Below are 18,582 nucleotides of genomic sequence, written 5' to 3'. Positions count from 1 at the left end.
CAAAGGAAGAGAAGACATGACCACTTCAACTGTTACTGACTCCGCCGACAAGGCCACCTCAGCACCACTGTTTCGCGTGGTCAAGGGGAACCCTTCCGCCAGTGAAATCGCCGCTCTTACCGCGGTCTTTGCGCAACTGTCCAACCAGGCACGCCGCGAAGCTGCTGGTGCTGGTGTGTCCAAGCACGGTGAGCGCAATCTGTGGGGACGCCCCGAAGACCGCTATAACGCGCGGTTGCAGTTCAATCCTGCGGCATTCCAAAACGTACGCTTTTACTAGGTCATTACCTGTTTCAGGTACCAGCAAAGCGGTGCTGAGCAGCTAGTTTGGCCGACAATGCGGTGGCGCACACGATCTCTCATCGGTGTGCACCACCGCTGCTTTTTATGCTTGCTGCTCCAAGGTGATCTAGAATTCCCCGCATGCAAATTATTCTCGCTTCTCAATCACCTTCGCGCGCTTCTATTCTGCGCGGCGCTGGTGTTGAGCCGATTCTGCGCCCCGCGCACGTTGATGAAGCAGCGCTCATCGAATCCCTCGGCGATGCCGCTCCAGCTGAGATCGTGTCCCAGCTTGCCGTAGCCAAGGCACAAAAGATTGCCCCAGATTTTCCCAACGATGTTGTCATCGGTGGCGATTCCATGCTGCTTTTAGACGGCGCACTGCAGGGCAAGCCACATACTGTCGAAGCCACCATTGACCGCTGGGAGCAACAAGCCGGCAAGACGGCTGAGCTTCTCACCGGACATTGCGTCATCTGGGGTGACCAGGTGCATGTAGAGACCTCGCGGACTACCGTGCGCTTCGCGCAAGCCACCATGGCTGATATCCGCGCTTATGCCAACACCGGGGAGCCCTTGGCGTGCGCCGGTGCCTTTACCTTAGAAGCAATCGGCGGCTGGTTTATTGATCGCATCGAAGGCGACCCCTCCTCCGTCATTGGGCTTTCGTTACCGGTTGTCCGTCGCGGGCTGTATTCCTTTGGCCTTTCTGTCAGCCAATTTTGGGAAAAGCCAGACGTTCCAGCAGAGGAAAACACCGCAGCAGCCCTGACTGTGAGATGAGTCCTGCCACGAACTAGATCTCCCAGGTAGATTGGTGGGCATGGAAATTAATGACATGCTTGCACCACCGCCCGTAAAGCTTCCTGAGGATCCCGCTCAAACGCAGGCCAAGGATTACACCCCGCGCGAACTAGCAGCGAAATACCCCGCTAGCCCATATGCTTGGGCTGTGCTGGCTGAAGAAGAGCTCGAGCAGGCACTAACTCCTGGTTCCGAGCCAGCTTCTTTTATTACCGCTTATGCCTATGCGCGTACCGGCTACCACCGTGGCTTGGATCGCCTGCGTGGCAACGGTTGGAAGGGCTGGGGCCCGGTTCCTTATAGCCATGACCCAAACCAAGGCGTCCTGCGTGCTATCGCCGCGTTGGGCCACGCAGCGCAGGCCATTGGAGAGGACGAGGAATATGACCGTCTTCGACAGATGCTTTCCGATGCCGACCCGAAGTCTGTAGCCACTCTTCTAGATAAAGAAGATAAGTAGCTTAATTACCTGCTAGCCTGCACTTTTTAGCTTTTCGCCATGTAAAGTGCAGGCTTTTTCATTAGTGTGGCTCATATGGCTACTCAAGAAAACGCACTTTCACTCCCAGATATTGGTTTTGGCACCGTGCACTTAGATGGTGCAGCCGGCGTTGAGGCAATGACCTCTGCCATTCAGACCGGTTACCGGTTAATTGATACCGCCTACAATTATGAAAATGAAGGCGCCGTCGGCGTTGCACTGCGTGAATCCGGTGTGCCGCGCGAGGAGCTCATCGTCACCAGCAAGCTGCCCGGTCGCTTCCACGAATTCGACAAGGCCGGCCCACGCATTGAAGAAAGCCTCTACCGCTTGAGCGTGGATTACCTCGATCTGCTGCTGATTCACTGGCCTAACCCCAGCAAGGATTTGTATGTCGAGGCCTGGCAAGCACTTATCGATGCCCGCGATCGCGGCTTGGTGCGCCACATTGGTGTGTCCAACTTCTTGCCCGAGCACATCGAGCGCCTAGAAAAAGAAACTGGCGAGCTGCCTGTCGTTAATCAAATTGAACTTCACCCCTACTTCCCGCAGGTAGAGAAGGTCGAATGGCACGATGCCCGCGGCATTAAGACCGAGGCATGGAGCCCCCTGAGCAATGGCCGGGGTTTGGTAGAAGAACAAGTCCTAGTGGATATCGGCAACAACCACGGCGTCGGCGCCGGCGAAGTTGCCCTAGCCTGGCACCACTCGCGCGGCATCATTCCGATTCCACGCTCCACCAACCCACAGCGCCAAAAGTCTAACCTCGAGGCAGTCAAGCTCACGCTGTCTGCGGAAGAAATTAGCGCGATTAATGATCTCGGCCGCCCCGATGGCCGCATCAAGGATCAAGACCCAGCGGTCTACGAGGAATTTTAAAACCTCACACCGCTTAAGATAATGAAAAGTGGTGCCCCACCGCATCGGCCGGGCACCACTTTTCCATGTGTTCTTGTAGTTATTTACTCCGGCCACTTATTCTCGCGAATAACTTCCACGAAGTCCCCACGTTCAAAACCAGGCACGAAGTGCTCTAAAACATCGGCTTTCACATTGCCGAAGGTTGTTTCCGGACGGTCTTTAATGCCGTTGGTAAATGCTTCGAGGATCCGGTTCTTAAAGTCTGGGCGTGGGTGCGCCTTCACAATTTCCGCGCGCTGTTCCTCCGAGATGGTGTCATACCCAATGCCCAGAACATCATGTTCAACCCCACGGGTCACCAGCGCGATTTCTGCTGCCATGTGCAGTGGGATTTCCGGGGTGGTGTGCAAAGCAATGGCATTCCACACGGTCTCAGCATCATCATCGGTCACCCCGTGGGAGAGCAGGAAGCGGCGAGCTTCATCTGCACCGTCAATTTCAAAGCGCTGGTCCTTGCGGCGGTATTTATCGGTCAGTCCCAAGTCATGGAACATGGCACCGACGTACAACAGTTCAGGGTCGTAGGCAATGCCGTCTTGTTCCCCGCGTAATGCACCAAAGATATAGACGCGACGCGAGTGATCATAAATGAGCTCAGAAGCGAACTCGCGAACAAGTTCTGTTGCTTCCTGCGCTAGTTTGGAATCAGGGATGGTAATTCCGGAGATTGTTTCTGCCATGACTTACTCCTTGAATGAATTCGAGGTCTATCGATAGTGAATTTCACGATCACCCTCCACTATCGCAAAGTGCACTAGACTCAGGCCATGTCTTTTAGGCCATATAAACCACATTATGGGACACGGCAGCAGGCTCATGCGGTCAACTCCGTGGGAGAAATGGCATAGCGCGATGACCAGAAAAGTTGGTTTCCTCATTTTCCCGGGCGTTACCTTGATGGATGTATCCGGCCCAGCGGAAGTGCTCAGCCGCGCACCAGGCTATGACATCGTGCGCTTTTCGCCCCAAGGTGGCACGGTCGAGACATCCAGCGGGTTTGCCATCGCCGAGACCGCACAGCCATCGCTTGTCGATGCCGCTTCGCTCGACACGCTTATCATCCCCGGCGCCGATCTCCTACCGGATCAGCCGTGGCCCGATGGGTTGCTAGATACCGCGCAGTTTTTAATATCGAATATGCCGGGCACTCACCGCATCGCCAGTGTGTGCACTGGCGCCTTTGTTCTCGCTGAACTGGGCCTTTTGGACGGCAGGCAAGCGACTACCCATTGGCGCAATACCCGGGAGCTGGCCAAGCGTTATCCCAAGATTAAGGTTGACCACGATACTTTGCATGTCCACGACGGCCGCTTTATCACCTCCGCCGGCATTACCGCGGGGATTGACCTGGCGCTATCGCTGGTCGAAGAAGACCACGGCGCTGCCACCGCTCGCACTATCGCGCAGGACATGGTGGTCTTTATGCAGCGCCCCGGCGGGCAATCACAATTTGTCAGCCACGACATCCCGACGACAGTGAACAATTCGATTGTCAGAAAAGCAATGGACATCTTCAATGCCGATCCACAGGGCCATCATTCTTTGGCCTCATTAGCTAACAGCGTCGCGGTCAGCCCGCGGCATTTAGGCCGACTCTTCCAGCAAGAGATGGGAATGTCGCCCGGACGATGGATTGAAAAGATGCGTCTGTACACGGCCCAAGAGCTGATCCTTGAGGGCTACAGCATCACCGCGGCAGCGCGGCATTCCGGATTCGGCAATGATGAAAATCTGCGCCGTTCTTTTGAACGCCGGATTCACATGTCACCCACGGAATACCGCGCGCGGTTTGGCACCACATTTCCCGAAAACTAATAGCTACTAGTCCTTAGACAGTAACCACAATGTGGATTTATGAAAACTACAAATCCACGTTGAACGGCCTGCAAAAGCCACATTTGACCACGGGTTTCGCGCGCCGCCTGCAGCAATGAGTGAATTTATAATCGGAAGCATACAGAAGTATCCGGAAATATAAATAGTCCTTATTTTTGCCCCAAAATCTCTAATCGCCTACCCTGGGACGAGTGCCTGCGCAGGTATTTCCGATGCACAAGGTTAACGGAGGTTTTATGGCAAATATTGCCAAGTCTCGTATAAGAGATGCTTCTGAAGATCCGAAAGACACTGACTCTTCAGATGAACACAAGCATTCCACTGTCAATAAGCCCGTCTTTTTCACTGCTGCTGGTTTGATCACCGCCTTCGTCCTCTGGGCATGGATAGCACCAGGACAAGCCGAGACCGTCATTTTTGGGTCCATGGATTGGATCGCCGCAAATCTCGGCTGGTATTACATTCTCACCGCGGGGATTATCGTTCTCTTCGTCGTCGTTATCGCACTGACACGAGTAGGCAATACCCGTTTAGGTCCGGACCATTCTCGACCGAAATACCGGTTGTTTACGTGGGCTTCCATGTTGTTCGCCGCCGGCATTGGCGTCGACCTGATGTTTTTCTCCATTGCTGGGCCAGCAACAAACTATCTCACCCCGCCTGAAGGAACCCCACTTTCGGACGAAGCCGCACGCATGGCTCCAATTTGGACCATGTTCCACTACGGCATTCCAGGCTGGGCAATGTACGCACTCATGGGCACCGCCCTTGGTCTTTTTGCGTACCGCTACCACTTACCGCTGAGTATTCGCTCAGCCCTAGCTCCCATCTTCGGCAAGCGCATCCACGGAGGCGCTGGAAATGCCGTCGACATCACCGCAACGTTGGGCACGATTTTCGGCATCGCCACCTCACTCGGTATCGGTGTTGTATTCCTCAACTACGGACTCTCGGAGCTGTTCGGGCTTCCAACCAACGCGGCAGTGCAGGTCGCGCTGATCGCGCTGTCAGTATTAATCACCATCTTCTCCACGGTCTCCGGTGTTGATAAGGGCATTCGGCGTTTATCCGAGCTCAACGTACTTCTCGCCCTCGGCCTGCTGTTATGGATTTTGGTCACCGGGAAAACCGCCGAACTACTCGGACAACTGGTACAAAATATTGGCGACTTCTTTAGCCGCTTCCCTGGCATGCTGCTCAATAACTTCGCCTACACCGAAGGTGCCGCCGACTACCCCGCTGATCAGTGGTTGGGTGACTGGACGCTGTTCTTCTGGGCATGGTGGATGGCCTGGGCTCCCTTTGTGGGCCTCTTCCTCGCACGTATTTCTCGGGGACGAACCCTGCGTGAATTTATCTTCGGTGTGCTGATCATTCCGTTTGGATTCATCTTGCTGTTCGTGTCCATCTTCGGCAATGCTGCGCTGTCCTTCTTCCGCGCGGGCGATGACGCCTTCCTCCAAGAAGCTGTTGAGCTACCTGAATCAGGATTTTTCAATCTGCTCTCGCAATACCCCGGCGGCACCGTGCTCATTGCGGTTGCAGTATTTGTGGGCATGCTCTTTTACATCACCTCCGCTGACTCCGGTTCCCTGGTCATGGCGAATATGACCTCCAAGGCCTCACTACATGACTCTGATGGTGCACCGTGGCTACGCATTGTCTGGGCTGTTATCACCGGTGCGTTGACGCTGGTCATGCTCTTTATCGACGGCGTGTACACGCTCCAGGCGGCCGCGGTATTGATCGGCCTGCCATTCTCGGTCGTGATGTATCTGCTCATGGCGAGTGTCCTGAAGGCGCTTCGAGCCGAGTCTCGCAGTTTGGACTCCAGGCTCTACTCGGTGGCCCGAGCATCGCGTGGCACGACCACCGGCTCCGGGCAGCCTCCGTGGAAGGAACGATTAGCTGGCCGCATGGCGTTCCCGGGGCCAGAACAGGCTCGGAAATTCGTCGAAGAAGTTGGTATTCCTGCGGTGTCCACCGTTGCCTTTGAGCTTCGGGAACTCGGAACGGATGTTTACCTATCCCAAGGTGAATCTGCCGAAGACGGCATGCCGTTTGTTGATGCCACGATTAAGTTCCCTGAACAAGAAGAATTCAAATACCAACTCTCCCCCGTCATGCACGCCACTCCGTCGTGGGCGCCGAAGGATAACGAAGGCACTGAAGGCAACGAGAACTACTACACGGTTGAAGTCTTTACTGCGCGAGGCACGCGCGGCATCAACGTGATGGGGCTGACGAAGGAGCAAGTTATCGAGGATGTTGTCAGCACCTATGAGACACACCTGACCTACATGGCAATGGGCGGTACTGCAGGAACGTCTTTTACTGGTGTGGAAACGACCGCGCCCACTGAGTGGGATGGAACCGGTAGCGTCGATACCGATATAACCGACAGTGAATCGAACTCAAACTAAGAAAGCGAGTACTTAAAATGGCTCACACTCAGCATTTCATCAACGGTGAATGGGTTGACTCCATCTCTGGAGCAACGCGCACCATCGTCTGCCCTGCCAACGGTGAGGTCGTGGCGGAAGTAGCCGAAGGTGGCAAAGAGGATGCGGAAAAGGCGATCCTCGCTGCCCGCGAAGCCTTCGAATCTGGAGTCTGGTCCAGCGTTCCTGCGTCCCAACGCGGTGATTTCCTCATCAAAGTTGCCGAAGAGATCGAGCGCCGAAAGGATGAGTTCGCTCGCGCGGAGTCGCTGGATACCGGCAAGCGCCTGGTTGAATCTGAAGGCGATATGGACGATATTGCCGGTTGTTTCCGCTACTACGGAAAAATCGCTGATTCCAACCCGGGTCGTTTGGTCGATGCCGGTGACCCAGCCGTGGTCTCCCGCGTCGTCTATGAGCCAATGGGTGTCTGCGGCATGATCACGCCGTGGAACTTCCCTCTGCTGCAGGCTTCCTGGAAGATTGCGCCAGCACTTGCCACAGGCAATTCTTTTGTTATTAAGCCATCGGAGCTCACGCCTTCTACCACCCTGCTTCTGGCTGATGTCCTTGATTCTTTGGGATTGCCAGCAGGTGTCGCAAACGTCGTCATGGGCGACGGCGCCAACGTTGGCGCTCTCTTGTCCTCCCACCCAGAAATCGATCTGATTTCGTTTACCGGCGGTTTGGCTACCGGCCAAAAGATTGCAGAATCTGCAGCCAAGGGCGTTAAGAAGGTTGCTCTCGAACTCGGCGGCAAGAATCCCAATATTGTCTTCGCGGATGCTGACTTCGACGCAGCCGTCGATAATGCGCTCAACGCAGGTTTCTTAGACTCCGGCCTTGTCTGCTCTGCGGGTGCTCGCTTGATCGTTGAAGAAACAATCGCTGAAGACTTCGTCGATGAGCTCGTTCGTCGCGCCGAAGGCATCGTCATGGGTGGACCATTTGATGAAGCTGCAGAGACTGGTCCTCTCATCTCCGAGGAGCACCGCGACAAGATCACCTCTTATGTTGAGCGCGGGATCGAAGCTGGCGGACGTCTTCGTTGCGGTGGCCACTGGGGAGAAGGCGACCTGGCCAAGGGAATCTTCTACGCTCCGACTGTCATTGACCAAGTCTCCTCCGATAACCCTGCAGTGCAGGAAGAAGGGTTCGGCCCAGTCATTACCGTGGAAACCTTTAAGGACGAGGCTGAGGCCATCGCTTTGGGCAATGACACTGAATACGGTCTTGCGGGTGGCGTGTGGTCCTCTGACCAGGGCAAGGCGCACCGCGTTTCGTCCAAGCTGCGCCACGGCACCATTTGGATTAATGACTACCACCCCTACATCCCACAGGCGGAATGGGGCGGATTCAAGATGTCGGGCATCGGCCGCGAGCTCGGCCCATCGGGTCTAGAGGAGTACCAGCAGGCCAAGCACATCTACCAAAACACTGAGCCAGCAGTTACTGGTTGGTTCCCTAATAAGACCACCAACAAGTAACCGCGCTAAAAAAATAATAGAAAAGGAGGCCTTCATGGCTGATCAGAAGGAATACGACTACATCATCGTTGGTGGTGGATCCAGTGGCTCTGCATTAGCTGCTCGTCTAAGCGAGAACCCAGATGTGACTGTTGCCCTTATTGAGGCAGGTCCGCATGACTCCAAGCATGATGAAGTACTCACGCTTAATCGTTGGCCAGAATTGCTCGAATCTGGACTCGACTGGGACTACCCCATCGAAAAGCAGGAAAATGGCAACTCTTTCATGCGCCACTCCCGCGCCAAGGTGCTCGGCGGCTGTTCCTCGCACAACTCATGCATTGCTTTTCACACCCCGGCAGAAGATGTCGATTTGTGGGAGAAGCTTGGGGCAACCGGGTGGAACCGCGACACCGTCCTTCCCCTGATCAAGAAGCTGGAGACCAATGACCATGAAGGTGACCAGAATGGTCACGATGGTCCGGTCAACATTATGACGGTTCCAGCAACTGACCCTGTTGGTGTTGCTGTGCTGGATGCCTGCGAAGAAGTTGGAATTCCACGTAAGAACTTCAATATGGGAGAAACCGTCAAACACGGCGCAAACTTCTTCCAGATCAACTCCAAGCAGGACGGCACCCGTTCTTCGTCCTCGGTGTCTTATCTGCATCCCATCGAAGGCCGTGAAAACCTCGATATCCTGACCGATATGTGGGTCTCCCGCATTGTCTTTGACGATGAGAACAACGCGACCGGCGTTGAATACCAGCGTGACGTTTTCGGCCGCCGCGCGGTACTTAACGCCAAGCGCGAAGTGATCCTGTCCGCAGGTGCTATCAATACTCCGCAGCTGCTCATGCTCTCAGGGATTGGCCCAGCGGAGCACCTCAAAGAGGTTGGCATCGATGTACGCGTTGACTCTCCTGGTGTTGGATCGAACTTGCAGGACCACCCGGAAGCAGTGATCAACTTTGAAACCACGGTTGATATGGTTTCTGACTCCACGCAGTGGTGGGAAATCGGAATCTTTACCCAAATCGATGACAACACCGATTTGCCCGATTTGATGATGCACTATGGTTCAGTGCCATTTGATATGCATACCGTGCGTCAGGGCTACCCAACCGCAGAGAATTCTTTCGCGTTAACTCCGAATGTCACGCACGCGCGCTCACGCGGTACCGTGCGTCTTCGCTCCAATGACTTCCGCGATAAGCCTGCCGTGGATCCTCGCTACTTTACTGACGAGGAAGGCTACGACATGCGTATTGCGGTCGCAGGCATCAAGCTAGCGCGCAAGATTGCTTCCCAGCCTGCTTTGGCCGATGTCGTCAAGCGTGAGCTCTCCCCTGGCCCAGAGGTCCAAACTGATGAGGAAATCGCTGATTACGTCGCCAAGACCCATAACACGGTCTACCACCCAGCTGGTTCATGCCGCATGGGATCCGCTGACGATGACATGTCCCCGCTCGATCCCGAATTGCGCGTCAAGGGCGTCAACCGCCTGCGCGTGGCAGATGCCTCAGTAATGCCACAGCTGACCGCGGTCAACCCGAATATCACCTGCATGATGATCGGTGAACGCGCAGCCCAGCTGGTCGCTGAAGGATAATCACTCGCCCCGCCCGCTGAAGTCATCGTGGCTTGAGCGGGCTGGATTTTCTTAAGAAGCTACATCTCCGAGAGCTAATGCAGCGTGCTTTTCTTCTACTCGCGAGATAGCAATGGCAGCAATCTTCTCCTGAATGCCCATGTCGAGCTCGGAGGTAAAGCCGACGCAGGAGCAGTTGATCTCGCCTAAGACGTAGGTGTCATTGCCTGCGTCGTCATCGGCAAGCATAAAATCTGCCGTCCACACCAGCGGAATATTGTCCCCGCCCAGTTTTTCTGCAATCTCTGGGCGTGCAGCGGCGAACATCTCCACCAGCTCGGGCCAAGCCTGCGGGGTGTCATAGCTGTAATGCGCGCCTGAAAATAAGGTCGCGGAGAAATTATCCGCACCTTCAGCGGGCTTTTTATGCACCACAAACACTGGCTCGGGCCCCACTAGGAGGATGCGAATTTCCCCTTCGATGATGCGGGGTATAAAGCGCATATCCACTAGCATGCCGTTATCGCCGATAATGTAGCGGTCGCAAAAGTCCATGAATTCGCCCAATTGGCGAATCTCGGTGTGATTGTCCACTGCCTCAGTACACTTCAGCTCGGTATCCAGCGGCAGCGGCGTGCCTGGCGTAATCGATGCTGCGAGTTCTTTGTCTTCAATCTGTACTCGCCAAATGCCTGAGCCGGTAGAACCACGGTTTTGTTTAAGCACCCGTTCCCCATAGGACAAGGACGTGGGAAAAGCCTGGTGAAAGCTCTCCACGTCGTAGTAAGCAGCGGTATCGGACGGCACGAGGTCAGTATCTTTGAGCTTGACCAAAGCATCTTTCGCGCCGTAGGCCATCATCTCTTCCGGGGTTGACATGCCTACCAAGCCGGCATCGCTGAGCTGCGTGAGCAACTCAAAATAGCCTTTCTCGCCTCCGAGGATATTTCCGGGATTAACGCGAGAGATATAGGCATCGAAATTTTCAGAGACATAGGTAAAAATATCTTCGCGCCATTCCGGCCGGAAGTAGACAACTTCGGCATGCCAGCCGGCAGCACGGATGGCTTCGACGATCGGCATGGTGTCTTTGCGGTGACCGTCGAAATACTTATCCGAGCCGCCTTCGACTTCAAAGACAACAATTGCTTGGTGCATGGGAGATCCCTTCCCGGGCTAGTGGAAACTTTCGTGATGATAAGCGGGCACTGCCAAGGCTCATCACATTCAGCCGCACCCTCCACATGAAAAATAGCTTATCGATGCCCATTCTGCGCACTTGAGAAAGCGGTTAATTTAATGGGGGTAACCACTGTCTTTCGGGCAATAGGTATTGAAAATAGCAAGGTCAGCGGGAAATCTTTCCAACCATAGGCAATACGGCTTCTTACGTCAAGAACATTGTGTAGCCAATACCACAGTTGCTCATCCCAAGTGACCATTCAAAGCCGAGCACTGTAAGATTGAGGCGACGCATTAGAGCACATAAAAAGTAACCGCACGAAAGAAAGGCCGCCGACGTGACCGAATTCGATCCGCACCCACCTTTTCAGGATTACGCACACCCCGGCCGCCTGGTTTCGGCGCCGTGGCTTTCCGCACGACTAGGCATTAAGGGTCTGCGTGTCATCGAGGTCGATGAAGACTCCCTGCTCTACGACATCGGGCATATTCCTACCGCTACGCGGATTAATTTCCATACCGAGCTTTTGGATCAAAACACGCGTGATGTCGTAGACTCCGCGGGCTTTGCCGCGTTGATGCGAGCGAAGGGCATTAAGCGCGATGACACCATCGTCATCTATGGTGATAAGTCCAACTGGTGGGCAGCCTTTGCACTGTGGATCTTTGAGCTCTACGGACACGAAGATGTACGCCTGCTTGATGGCGGCCGTGACTCTTGGATGGCAGAAGAGCGCGATACCTCTTATATGGTCCCGGATTTTCCAGAGTCAGACTATCCAGAAATCCCGCGCAATGATGATGCACACCGCGCATTTGTTGCCGAATTAGTGGACAAGGATCCCCAGCGTGCATTGATTGATGCCCGCAGCGCCGAAGAATTCAAGGGCGAGCCCACGGCGTATTCCGCCAATGGTGACTCGCAATACGGCACCACGTTCCGCCACGGGCATATCCCTGGCGCCACCCACATCAAGTGGGACGCGGCTACTTACCCCAATGCCACCTTCCGCCCGTTCCAAGAGTTGAACAAAACCTATGGCGAACTCCGTTCGGCATCCGACGTCATTTTGTACTCCCATGTTGGTGCACAAAGTGCGCACACCTGGTTTGTGCTGAAGTTCCTCTTGGGCTTTGACAACGTGCGCAACTATGACGGATCGTGGGCCGAGTGGGGCAACATGGTTCGCATGCCGATTGAAAAAGACGCCAAGTAATTCAACACTTCTTTTCTGCTCCACAGGCTTCGTTGCAGCAAATGTAATCAAAGACACGCCCGTATCCGCAAACGTTTGCGCTGGTACGGGCGTTTTTAATATAGTTTGTTGCGAAAAAGCAAAATATGACGGTATTCTCATGTTTCTGTGTGTAAGAATAGTTAGAGTTCAAAGTATTTATTTTTAGGAAGGTCAAATAGCCGTGGCAGTTGAATCCAAAAAGATCACCAAGGTTCTGATCGCCAACCGCGGCGAAATCGCGGTCCGCATCATTCGCGCAGCCCGTGATGCCAATATCACTTCGGTTGCTGTGTATGCAGAACCAGATGCAAATGCACCATTTGTCGAATTGGCTGATGAAGCATTTGCCCTTGGCGGTCAGACTTCCGCAGAGTCTTATCTTGCGATTGACAAGGTCTTAGACGCCGCGAAGAAATCCGGAGCAAATGCCGTCCACCCGGGATATGGCTTCTTGGCAGAAAACGCAGAGTTTGCGCAAGCTGTCATTGACGCAGGCCTCATCTGGATCGGCCCTTCGCCACAGTCAATTGCAGACTTGGGCGATAAGGTCACCGCTCGCCACATCGCTGAGCGCGCCGATGCCCCGATGACCCCTGGCACCAAGGATCCTGTTGCGGATGCGGCAGAGGTCGAAGCTTTCGCCGAAGAGCACGGTCTGCCTATCGCCATCAAGGCTGCTTTCGGCGGCGGTGGCCGCGGTATGAAGGTCGCGTACGATAAGTCTGAGGTTGCTGAGCTTTTTGAATCCGCTACCCGTGAGGCCGTCAGCGCCTTCGGTCGCGGTGAGTGCTTTGTGGAGCGCTACTTGGATAAGGCACGCCACGTCGAAGCACAGGTCCTAGCGGACCAGCACGGCAACGTTATCGTCGTCGGCACCCGTGACTGCTCCCTGCAGCGCCGCTTCCAGAAGCTCGTGGAAGAAGCCCCTGCCCCATTCTTGACTGATGAGCAGCGCGCTTCCATCCACGAATCCGCCAAGCGCATTTGCCGCGAGGCTGGCTACTACGGTGCCGGCACCGTCGAGTACTTGGTCGGCGCAGACGGCCTCATTTCCTTCCTCGAGGTCAATACCCGCCTGCAGGTTGAGCACCCGATTACCGAAGAGACCACTGGTCTGGACCTGGTTCGCGAGCAGTTCCGCATCGCAGAAGGCCAAGAGCTGCGCATCAAGGAAGACCCCACTCCGCGCGGTCACGCCTTCGAATTCCGCATCAACGGCGAAGATGCTGCTGCCGGCTTTATGCCAGCACCTGGTACCGTAACCCGCTACGATGAGCCAGCTGGTCCTGGCGTTCGCGTGGATTCCGGTATGCGTGTTGGCTCCGTTATCGGCGGCCAGTTCGACTCCATGTTGGGCAAGCTAATTGTCTGGGGCGAAAACCGTGACGAGGCTCTTGCTCGTTCGCGCCGCGCATTGGCCGAGTACCACGTCGAAGGTCTGCCTACGGTTATCCCCTTCCACCAGGCAATCACAGCAGATCCAGCCTTCATTGGTGATGGAGAAAGCTTTGATATCTACACCAAGTGGATTGAAGAAGAGTGGAACAATGAAGTTCCTGCCTATGTCGATCCAGCTGAAGCTGCCGAAGATTCTGATGAACTGCCTGCGCAGAAGTACGTCGTGGAAGTTGACGGACGTCGCGTAGAGGTTGCGCTGCCTGGCAACTTGGCAGTCGGCGGTGGCGCTGCACCACGCAAGAAGTCCAAGAAGCGTCGCGGTGGCGGCGCTAAGGCTGCGGTATCCGGTGACACCGTCGTGGCACCAATGCAGGGCACCGTCATCAAGGTCAACGTCGAAAACGGCCAGGAAGTCGCAGAAGGCGACGTCATCGTTGTTCTCGAAGCCATGAAGATGGAAAACCCCGTCAAGGCACACAAGGCCGGCATCATCTCCGACTTGGCTGTAGAGTCCGGTTCCCAGATCAACAAGGGCAACCCAATCCTTGAGATCAAGTAGTTCTACGGTTTAAACAGGACACAACAAAGCTCCAGGCACCACAACGGTGGCCTGGAGCTTTTGTCATCGTCAAGCAATGCTTGCCGATGCCCACTGACCTCTTCTCCCCTTGCAAGCAGGAAATCATGCCCGCGCATGCATAGTTGGCTGCAAACATTTCAGTAGTGTGATTATGCTCGGGGATATGGATCTTAGCTCAGTAAATGACACACAACTTCGTGTCCGGCTTGCCCAAGAAGAAGACCGCACCTATCTGCTGCGTCTTTTGTATCTCACCTCAGTATTTGGAGATGAGTCTCAAGTGCTTCCGGACTCGCATATTCCCGATGTCGAGCGTTACGTGGATGATTGGTCCCCGCTGGTCGATGGCGGTGTCATTGCCATGTCAGATTTCCATGTACCGGCCGGTGGCGCGTGGCTGCGCTATTACACTGGTGACAATAAAGGCGCTGCCTACATGGGGCCGCAAACCCCTGGTGCCGACCCGCATGATGAAAGCCTGTGGGCTACGGAGTTCGACCCGGAATCCATCCCGGAGCTGTGCATCGCGGTGGAACGTCGCTATGCTGGCCAGGGTTTGGGCGAGATTCTGCTCAATAACGTAGTGGACCTTGCCCGCGAGCAAGATGCCCCAGCGATTGCGCTGTGGGTGGATGCAGACAACCCACGTGCGCGAAAGCTATACGAAAAGGCAGGGTTTACCGACATCGCCATTCCGAATGCTGAACCTGGTGCGATGATCAAGTACTTCTAGAAACACTTCCTAGCTTCCGAGCTACCTATCTCCTGTTACCGAAGCACAAAGCCCGTTATTGCCAACTGTCTGACAATAGCGGGCTTTGGTTTTAGCTAACGGCTTAGTAGTAATGCGCGAAGCGTCCTAGCTGATGACTGCGATGAGGTCGCCGCCTTCAACCTTGGTTGCTTGCGCGATAGCAACGCGCTCAATCTTGCCGTCCTTAGTGGCGGAGATGGACGCTTCCATCTTCATGGCTTCAATAACAGCGATCTGATCGCCGGTCTTGACTTCATCACCGACCTGAACGGTTGGATTAACCACGCCGGAAAATGGTGCAGCCACGTGCCCATCATTTTTCGGATCGGCCTTTTCTACGGTGGAAGTGACGGACTCGACCGAGTTATCACGCACCTTAAGCGGGCGAATCTGACCGTTGACGTTGAGGATGACAGAGCGCAAGCCCTTTTCATCCGCCGCGCCCACGGCATCGAGACGCACGACCATCTGCTTCAAATCTGCACGGTCATTAGAACCTTCTGGGAACAGGTGAATGATGCGCTCTTCACCTTCGGTAAGCCCGTAGAAGAAGTCCGCGTCATTAAGCGCCTCAGTATTGCCGTAGTGACGGCGGAATTCATTAAACTCATCCCACTGCTTCGGGAAGAGCAAACGGTTAAGCGCCGGACGACGCTCCCCCGAGTCATCAGAGTTCAGGTGTACTGCTTCTTCCTCAGGGACATCACTAAGCTGCAGCTCACCGTTGCGCGAGGACAAAATCTTATCGCGCAGCGGTGGCCAACCACCTGGAGGGGTACCAAGCTCACCGCGAAGGAAGGAAATGACCGAATCCGGAATGTCGTACTTGGTCGGATTTTCCTCGAAGTCTGCTGGGTCCACGCCTGCACCGACTAAGTGCAGCGCCAAGTCACCAACGACCTTGGACGACGGGGTCACCTTGGTTGGACGACCGAGCATCTCATTGACCGCCGCGTAGTTGTCTTCAATAATTTCGAAGCGATCAGCCAAGCCCAATGCGTCTGCTTGAGCCCGCAGGTTGGATAGCTGGCCACCTGGAATCTCGTGCTTGTACACGCGACCAGTGGGCCCTGGAATACCATTTTCGAACGGTGCGTAGAGCTGACGGACAGCTTCCCAGTATGGCTCCATGTTGGAGACTGCTTCCAAGTCAATCTTGGTATCGCGCGAGGTATTCGCAAATGCACCAATAATGGCCGACATGGACGGCTGGGAGGTCGTTCCCGCCAGCGGTGCGGAGGCACCATCGACGGCATCTGCGCCAGCCATTGCTGCCGCGTAGTAGGTAGCAAGCTGCCCACCAGCGGTGTCGTGGGTGTGCACGTGCACTGGCAAGTCAAAGTTCTTGCGCAGCTCCGTAACCAGCTTGGATGCGGCATCAGGTCGCAATAGACCAGCCATATCCTTAATTGCTAGTACGTGGGCGCCTGATTTAACAATCTCTTCGGCCAGGTTGAGGTAGTAATCCAACGTGTAGAGCTTCTCATTAGGATCACTCAAGTTGCCGGAGTAAGCCATGGCTACCTCTGCCACGGTGGTGTTGGTCTCCAGCACGGCTTCAATCGCAGGGCGCATCTGTGAGACGTCATTGAGTGCGTCGAAGATGCGGAATACGTCAACGCCCGACTTGGCAGCTTCCTGCACGAAAGCGCGGCACACGCTATCTGGGTACGGCGTGTAGCCGACGGTGTTGCGTCCACGCAGCAGCATCTGAATGTTCACATTCGGCATGGCTTCGCGCAGTAAGTCCAGACGCTGCCATGGATCTTCAAACAAGAACCGCATCGCGACGTCATAGGTAGCACCACCCCACGCCTCCACGGAGTACAGCTCAGGGGTCAAGCGCGCAACGTGTTCTGCTGCGGTGACCAAAGCTGTACCGCGCACACGGGTTGCCAGCAGTGACTGGTGGGCATCGCGGAAGGTGGTATCCGTTACCGCCAGCGCGTCTTGTTGACGCAGCTTATCCGCGAATCCCTTGGGACCAAGTTCTAATAGGTCATCGCGTGAACCACGTGGAAGATTATCGTTTTGGCGGTCAATCTTCGGCAGCTTATCGAAGGGACGAATATCCGTTGGGCGCTTGCCGTTGGGCTGGTTGACTGTGACATCAGCCAGGTATTCCAAGATGCGGTCTTGCTCATTGGATGCCGGAGGTGCCTTGAGCAGGTCAGGGTGGTTATTGATAAAGCCGGTGTCAATGCGCTTGGTAACGAAATCTGGCTCGCGCAACAGTGCACGCAAAAAGCCAATGTTGGTGGCAACACCTGCGATATTGAATTCCTTCAATGCACGACGAGAGCGCTGCACTGCCTGCTGGAAGTCTTTGCCGCGGCAGGTCATCTTCACCAGCAAGGAGTCAAAGTTTGGAGAGATTTCGGCGCCCACAGAAGTAGCACCGTCCAAACGAACGCCGGCGCCACCTGGTGAGCGGTAGGCGGTCAACGTACCGGTATCTGGGCGGAAGCCGTTATTTGGGTCTTCGGTGGTAATGCGGCACTGCAACGCAAAGCCATTGAGTTTGACCGCTTCCTGGCTCAGTCCCAGATCTTCCAGGGATGCGCCAGCTGCAATCTGCATCTGCGATTTCACGATGTCAATACCAGTGACCTCTTCGGTCACGGTGTGCTCGACCTGCACACGTGGGTTCATTTCGATGAACACATGGTTTCCGCGTTCATCGACCAAGAACTCGACGGTGCCAGCACCTTCGTATTTGATGTGCTTACAGAAGTTCACGGCATCTTGGCAGATGCGATCGCGCAGCTCCGGATCTAGGTAAGGAGCTGGAGCAATCTCGACGACCTTTTGGTGACGGCGCTGCACGGAGCAGTCGCGCTCAAACAGGTGCATGACATTGCCTTTGCCATCCGCCAGGATCTGCACCTCGATGTGCTGTGGCTTAATCACAGCGGTTTCTAGGTAGACGCGACCATCACCGAAGGCTGCTTCGGCCTCACGGGATGCTTCAGCTACGCGCTCTTTGAATTCTTTTCCATTTTCAATAAAGCGCATGCCGCGACCGCCGCCACCGGCCAAAGCCTTGGCAAACATGGGGTATTCAAAGTCCTTGGATGCCTCGTACAGTTCCTCGACATCCGTTGATGCCTTAGAGTCGTGCAGGGTCGGCAGGCCCGCTGCCGTAGCAGCTTCAACAGCCGCTGCCTTGTCACCGGTGAGATCCAAGGTCTCTGCGGAAGGTCCGATGAACTTAATGCCCTCGGCTTCACACGCGCGTGCTAGCTCCGCGCGCTCGGATAAAAATCCGTAGCCGGGGTAAACAGCATCCGCGCCAGACTTCTTTGCAGCACGAATGACCTCATCAATGTTGAGATATGCCTTGACGGGTTGACCTTCAACACCGATGCGAACCGCTTCATCCGCAAAAGCGCGGTGGAAGGAGTTGCGGTCTTCGCGTGGGTAAATTGCAACAGTCTTTGCTCCGGTCTCATAAGCGGCGCGGAATGCACGGACTGCAATCTCGCCGCGGTTTGCGACCAGAATCTTCTTAAACGATGGAAGCGCGGATTCGACCACGGTTACATGTCCTTTCGTGGAGACAACAAGCGGCGGTGCACACGTCTAACTGGCGTGGATGTGTCTGCCAA

At 55.1% G+C, this 18,582-nt stretch carries 14 protein-coding genes; 11 read left to right on the top strand and 3 right to left on the bottom strand.

Annotation, left to right across the window (positions count from 1 at the left end):
* Positions 1 to 16: 16 nt before the first annotated feature.
* The 4 genes from CAMM_RS03230 to CAMM_RS03215 all read left to right on the top strand — a co-directional run bounded on the left by CAMM_RS03230 (position 17) and on the right by CAMM_RS03215 (position 2,446).
* Positions 17 to 280 (top strand): acyl-CoA carboxylase subunit epsilon, encoded by a 264-nt coding sequence (locus CAMM_RS03230; RefSeq protein ID WP_003849639.1) that lies wholly within the window; start codon positions 17 to 19, stop codon positions 278 to 280.
* 143 nt (positions 281 to 423) lie between these two features.
* Positions 424 to 1,065, top strand: a complete 642-nt coding sequence (locus CAMM_RS03225) for a Maf family protein (protein ID WP_003849640.1) — start codon at positions 424 to 426, stop codon at positions 1,063 to 1,065.
* A 40-nt stretch (positions 1,066 to 1,105) separates the two neighbouring features.
* Entirely contained in the window at positions 1,106 to 1,546 is a 441-nt protein-coding gene (locus tag CAMM_RS03220) for a DUF3151 domain-containing protein (protein ID WP_003849643.1), read from the top strand.
* A 75-nt stretch (positions 1,547 to 1,621) separates the two neighbouring features.
* Positions 1,622 to 2,446 carry an aldo/keto reductase gene (locus CAMM_RS03215; RefSeq protein ID WP_003849645.1) on the top strand — a complete coding sequence of 275 codons (825 nt, stop codon included), beginning with the start codon at positions 1,622 to 1,624 and terminating at the stop codon, positions 2,444 to 2,446.
* A gap of 83 nt (positions 2,447 to 2,529) precedes the next feature.
* Here CAMM_RS03215 and CAMM_RS03210 read toward each other — a convergent pair whose 3' ends face one another.
* Complete coding sequence (locus CAMM_RS03210) at positions 2,530 to 3,168, bottom strand: HD domain-containing protein (protein ID WP_003849647.1); 639 nt, start codon at positions 3,166 to 3,168, stop codon at positions 2,530 to 2,532.
* 172 nt (positions 3,169 to 3,340) lie between these two features.
* On the opposite strand from CAMM_RS03210, the gene CAMM_RS03205 reads away from it, so the two are divergent.
* The 4 genes from CAMM_RS03205 (at position 3,341) to CAMM_RS03190 (ending at position 9,843) form a co-directional block, all read left to right on the top strand.
* Complete coding sequence (locus CAMM_RS03205; RefSeq protein ID WP_147581031.1) at positions 3,341 to 4,303, top strand: GlxA family transcriptional regulator; 963 nt, start codon at positions 3,341 to 3,343, stop codon at positions 4,301 to 4,303.
* Positions 4,304 to 4,560: 257 nt separating this feature from the next.
* Positions 4,561 to 6,747: a choline BCCT transporter BetT gene (betT, locus tag CAMM_RS03200; protein ID WP_147581030.1), complete on the top strand. Its 2,187-nt coding sequence runs from the start codon at positions 4,561 to 4,563 to the stop codon at positions 6,745 to 6,747.
* 17 nt (positions 6,748 to 6,764) lie between these two features.
* Positions 6,765 to 8,252 carry an aldehyde dehydrogenase family protein gene (locus CAMM_RS03195; protein WP_003849652.1) on the top strand — a complete coding sequence of 496 codons (1,488 nt, stop codon included), beginning with the start codon at positions 6,765 to 6,767 and terminating at the stop codon, positions 8,250 to 8,252.
* Between the two features lie 34 nt (positions 8,253 to 8,286).
* Positions 8,287 to 9,843: a GMC family oxidoreductase gene (locus CAMM_RS03190; RefSeq protein ID WP_003849653.1), complete on the top strand. Its 1,557-nt coding sequence runs from the start codon at positions 8,287 to 8,289 to the stop codon at positions 9,841 to 9,843.
* 51 nt (positions 9,844 to 9,894) lie between these two features.
* Here the strand turns inward: CAMM_RS03190 and CAMM_RS03185 are convergent, their stop codons facing one another.
* Complete coding sequence (locus tag CAMM_RS03185) at positions 9,895 to 10,980, bottom strand: Cj0069 family protein (protein WP_003849654.1); 1,086 nt, start codon at positions 10,978 to 10,980, stop codon at positions 9,895 to 9,897.
* Between the two features lie 362 nt (positions 10,981 to 11,342).
* Between CAMM_RS03185 and CAMM_RS03180 the strand changes: the two genes are divergently transcribed.
* The 3 genes from CAMM_RS03180 (at position 11,343) to CAMM_RS03170 (ending at position 14,953) form a co-directional block, all read left to right on the top strand.
* Positions 11,343 to 12,221 carry a sulfurtransferase gene (locus tag CAMM_RS03180; protein WP_003849656.1) on the top strand — a complete coding sequence of 293 codons (879 nt, stop codon included), beginning with the start codon at positions 11,343 to 11,345 and terminating at the stop codon, positions 12,219 to 12,221.
* Between the two features lie 202 nt (positions 12,222 to 12,423).
* Positions 12,424 to 14,199: an acetyl-CoA carboxylase biotin carboxylase subunit gene (locus tag CAMM_RS03175; RefSeq protein WP_003849657.1), complete on the top strand. Its 1,776-nt coding sequence runs from the start codon at positions 12,424 to 12,426 to the stop codon at positions 14,197 to 14,199.
* A 184-nt stretch (positions 14,200 to 14,383) separates the two neighbouring features.
* Complete coding sequence (locus CAMM_RS03170; protein ID WP_040356475.1) at positions 14,384 to 14,953, top strand: GNAT family N-acetyltransferase; 570 nt, start codon at positions 14,384 to 14,386, stop codon at positions 14,951 to 14,953.
* A gap of 126 nt (positions 14,954 to 15,079) precedes the next feature.
* Here the strand turns inward: CAMM_RS03170 and CAMM_RS03165 are convergent, their stop codons facing one another.
* Positions 15,080 to 18,511: a pyruvate carboxylase gene (locus tag CAMM_RS03165; RefSeq protein ID WP_003849661.1), complete on the bottom strand. Its 3,432-nt coding sequence runs from the start codon at positions 18,509 to 18,511 to the stop codon at positions 15,080 to 15,082.
* Positions 18,512 to 18,582: the final 71 nt, after the last annotated feature.

Source organism: Corynebacterium ammoniagenes DSM 20306, assembly GCF_001941425.1.
Lineage (GTDB): Bacteria > Actinomycetota > Actinomycetes > Mycobacteriales > Mycobacteriaceae > Corynebacterium > Corynebacterium ammoniagenes.
The sequence above is the reverse complement of the archived record's forward strand: the minus strand, read 5'-3'. Positions and strand labels throughout refer to the sequence as shown.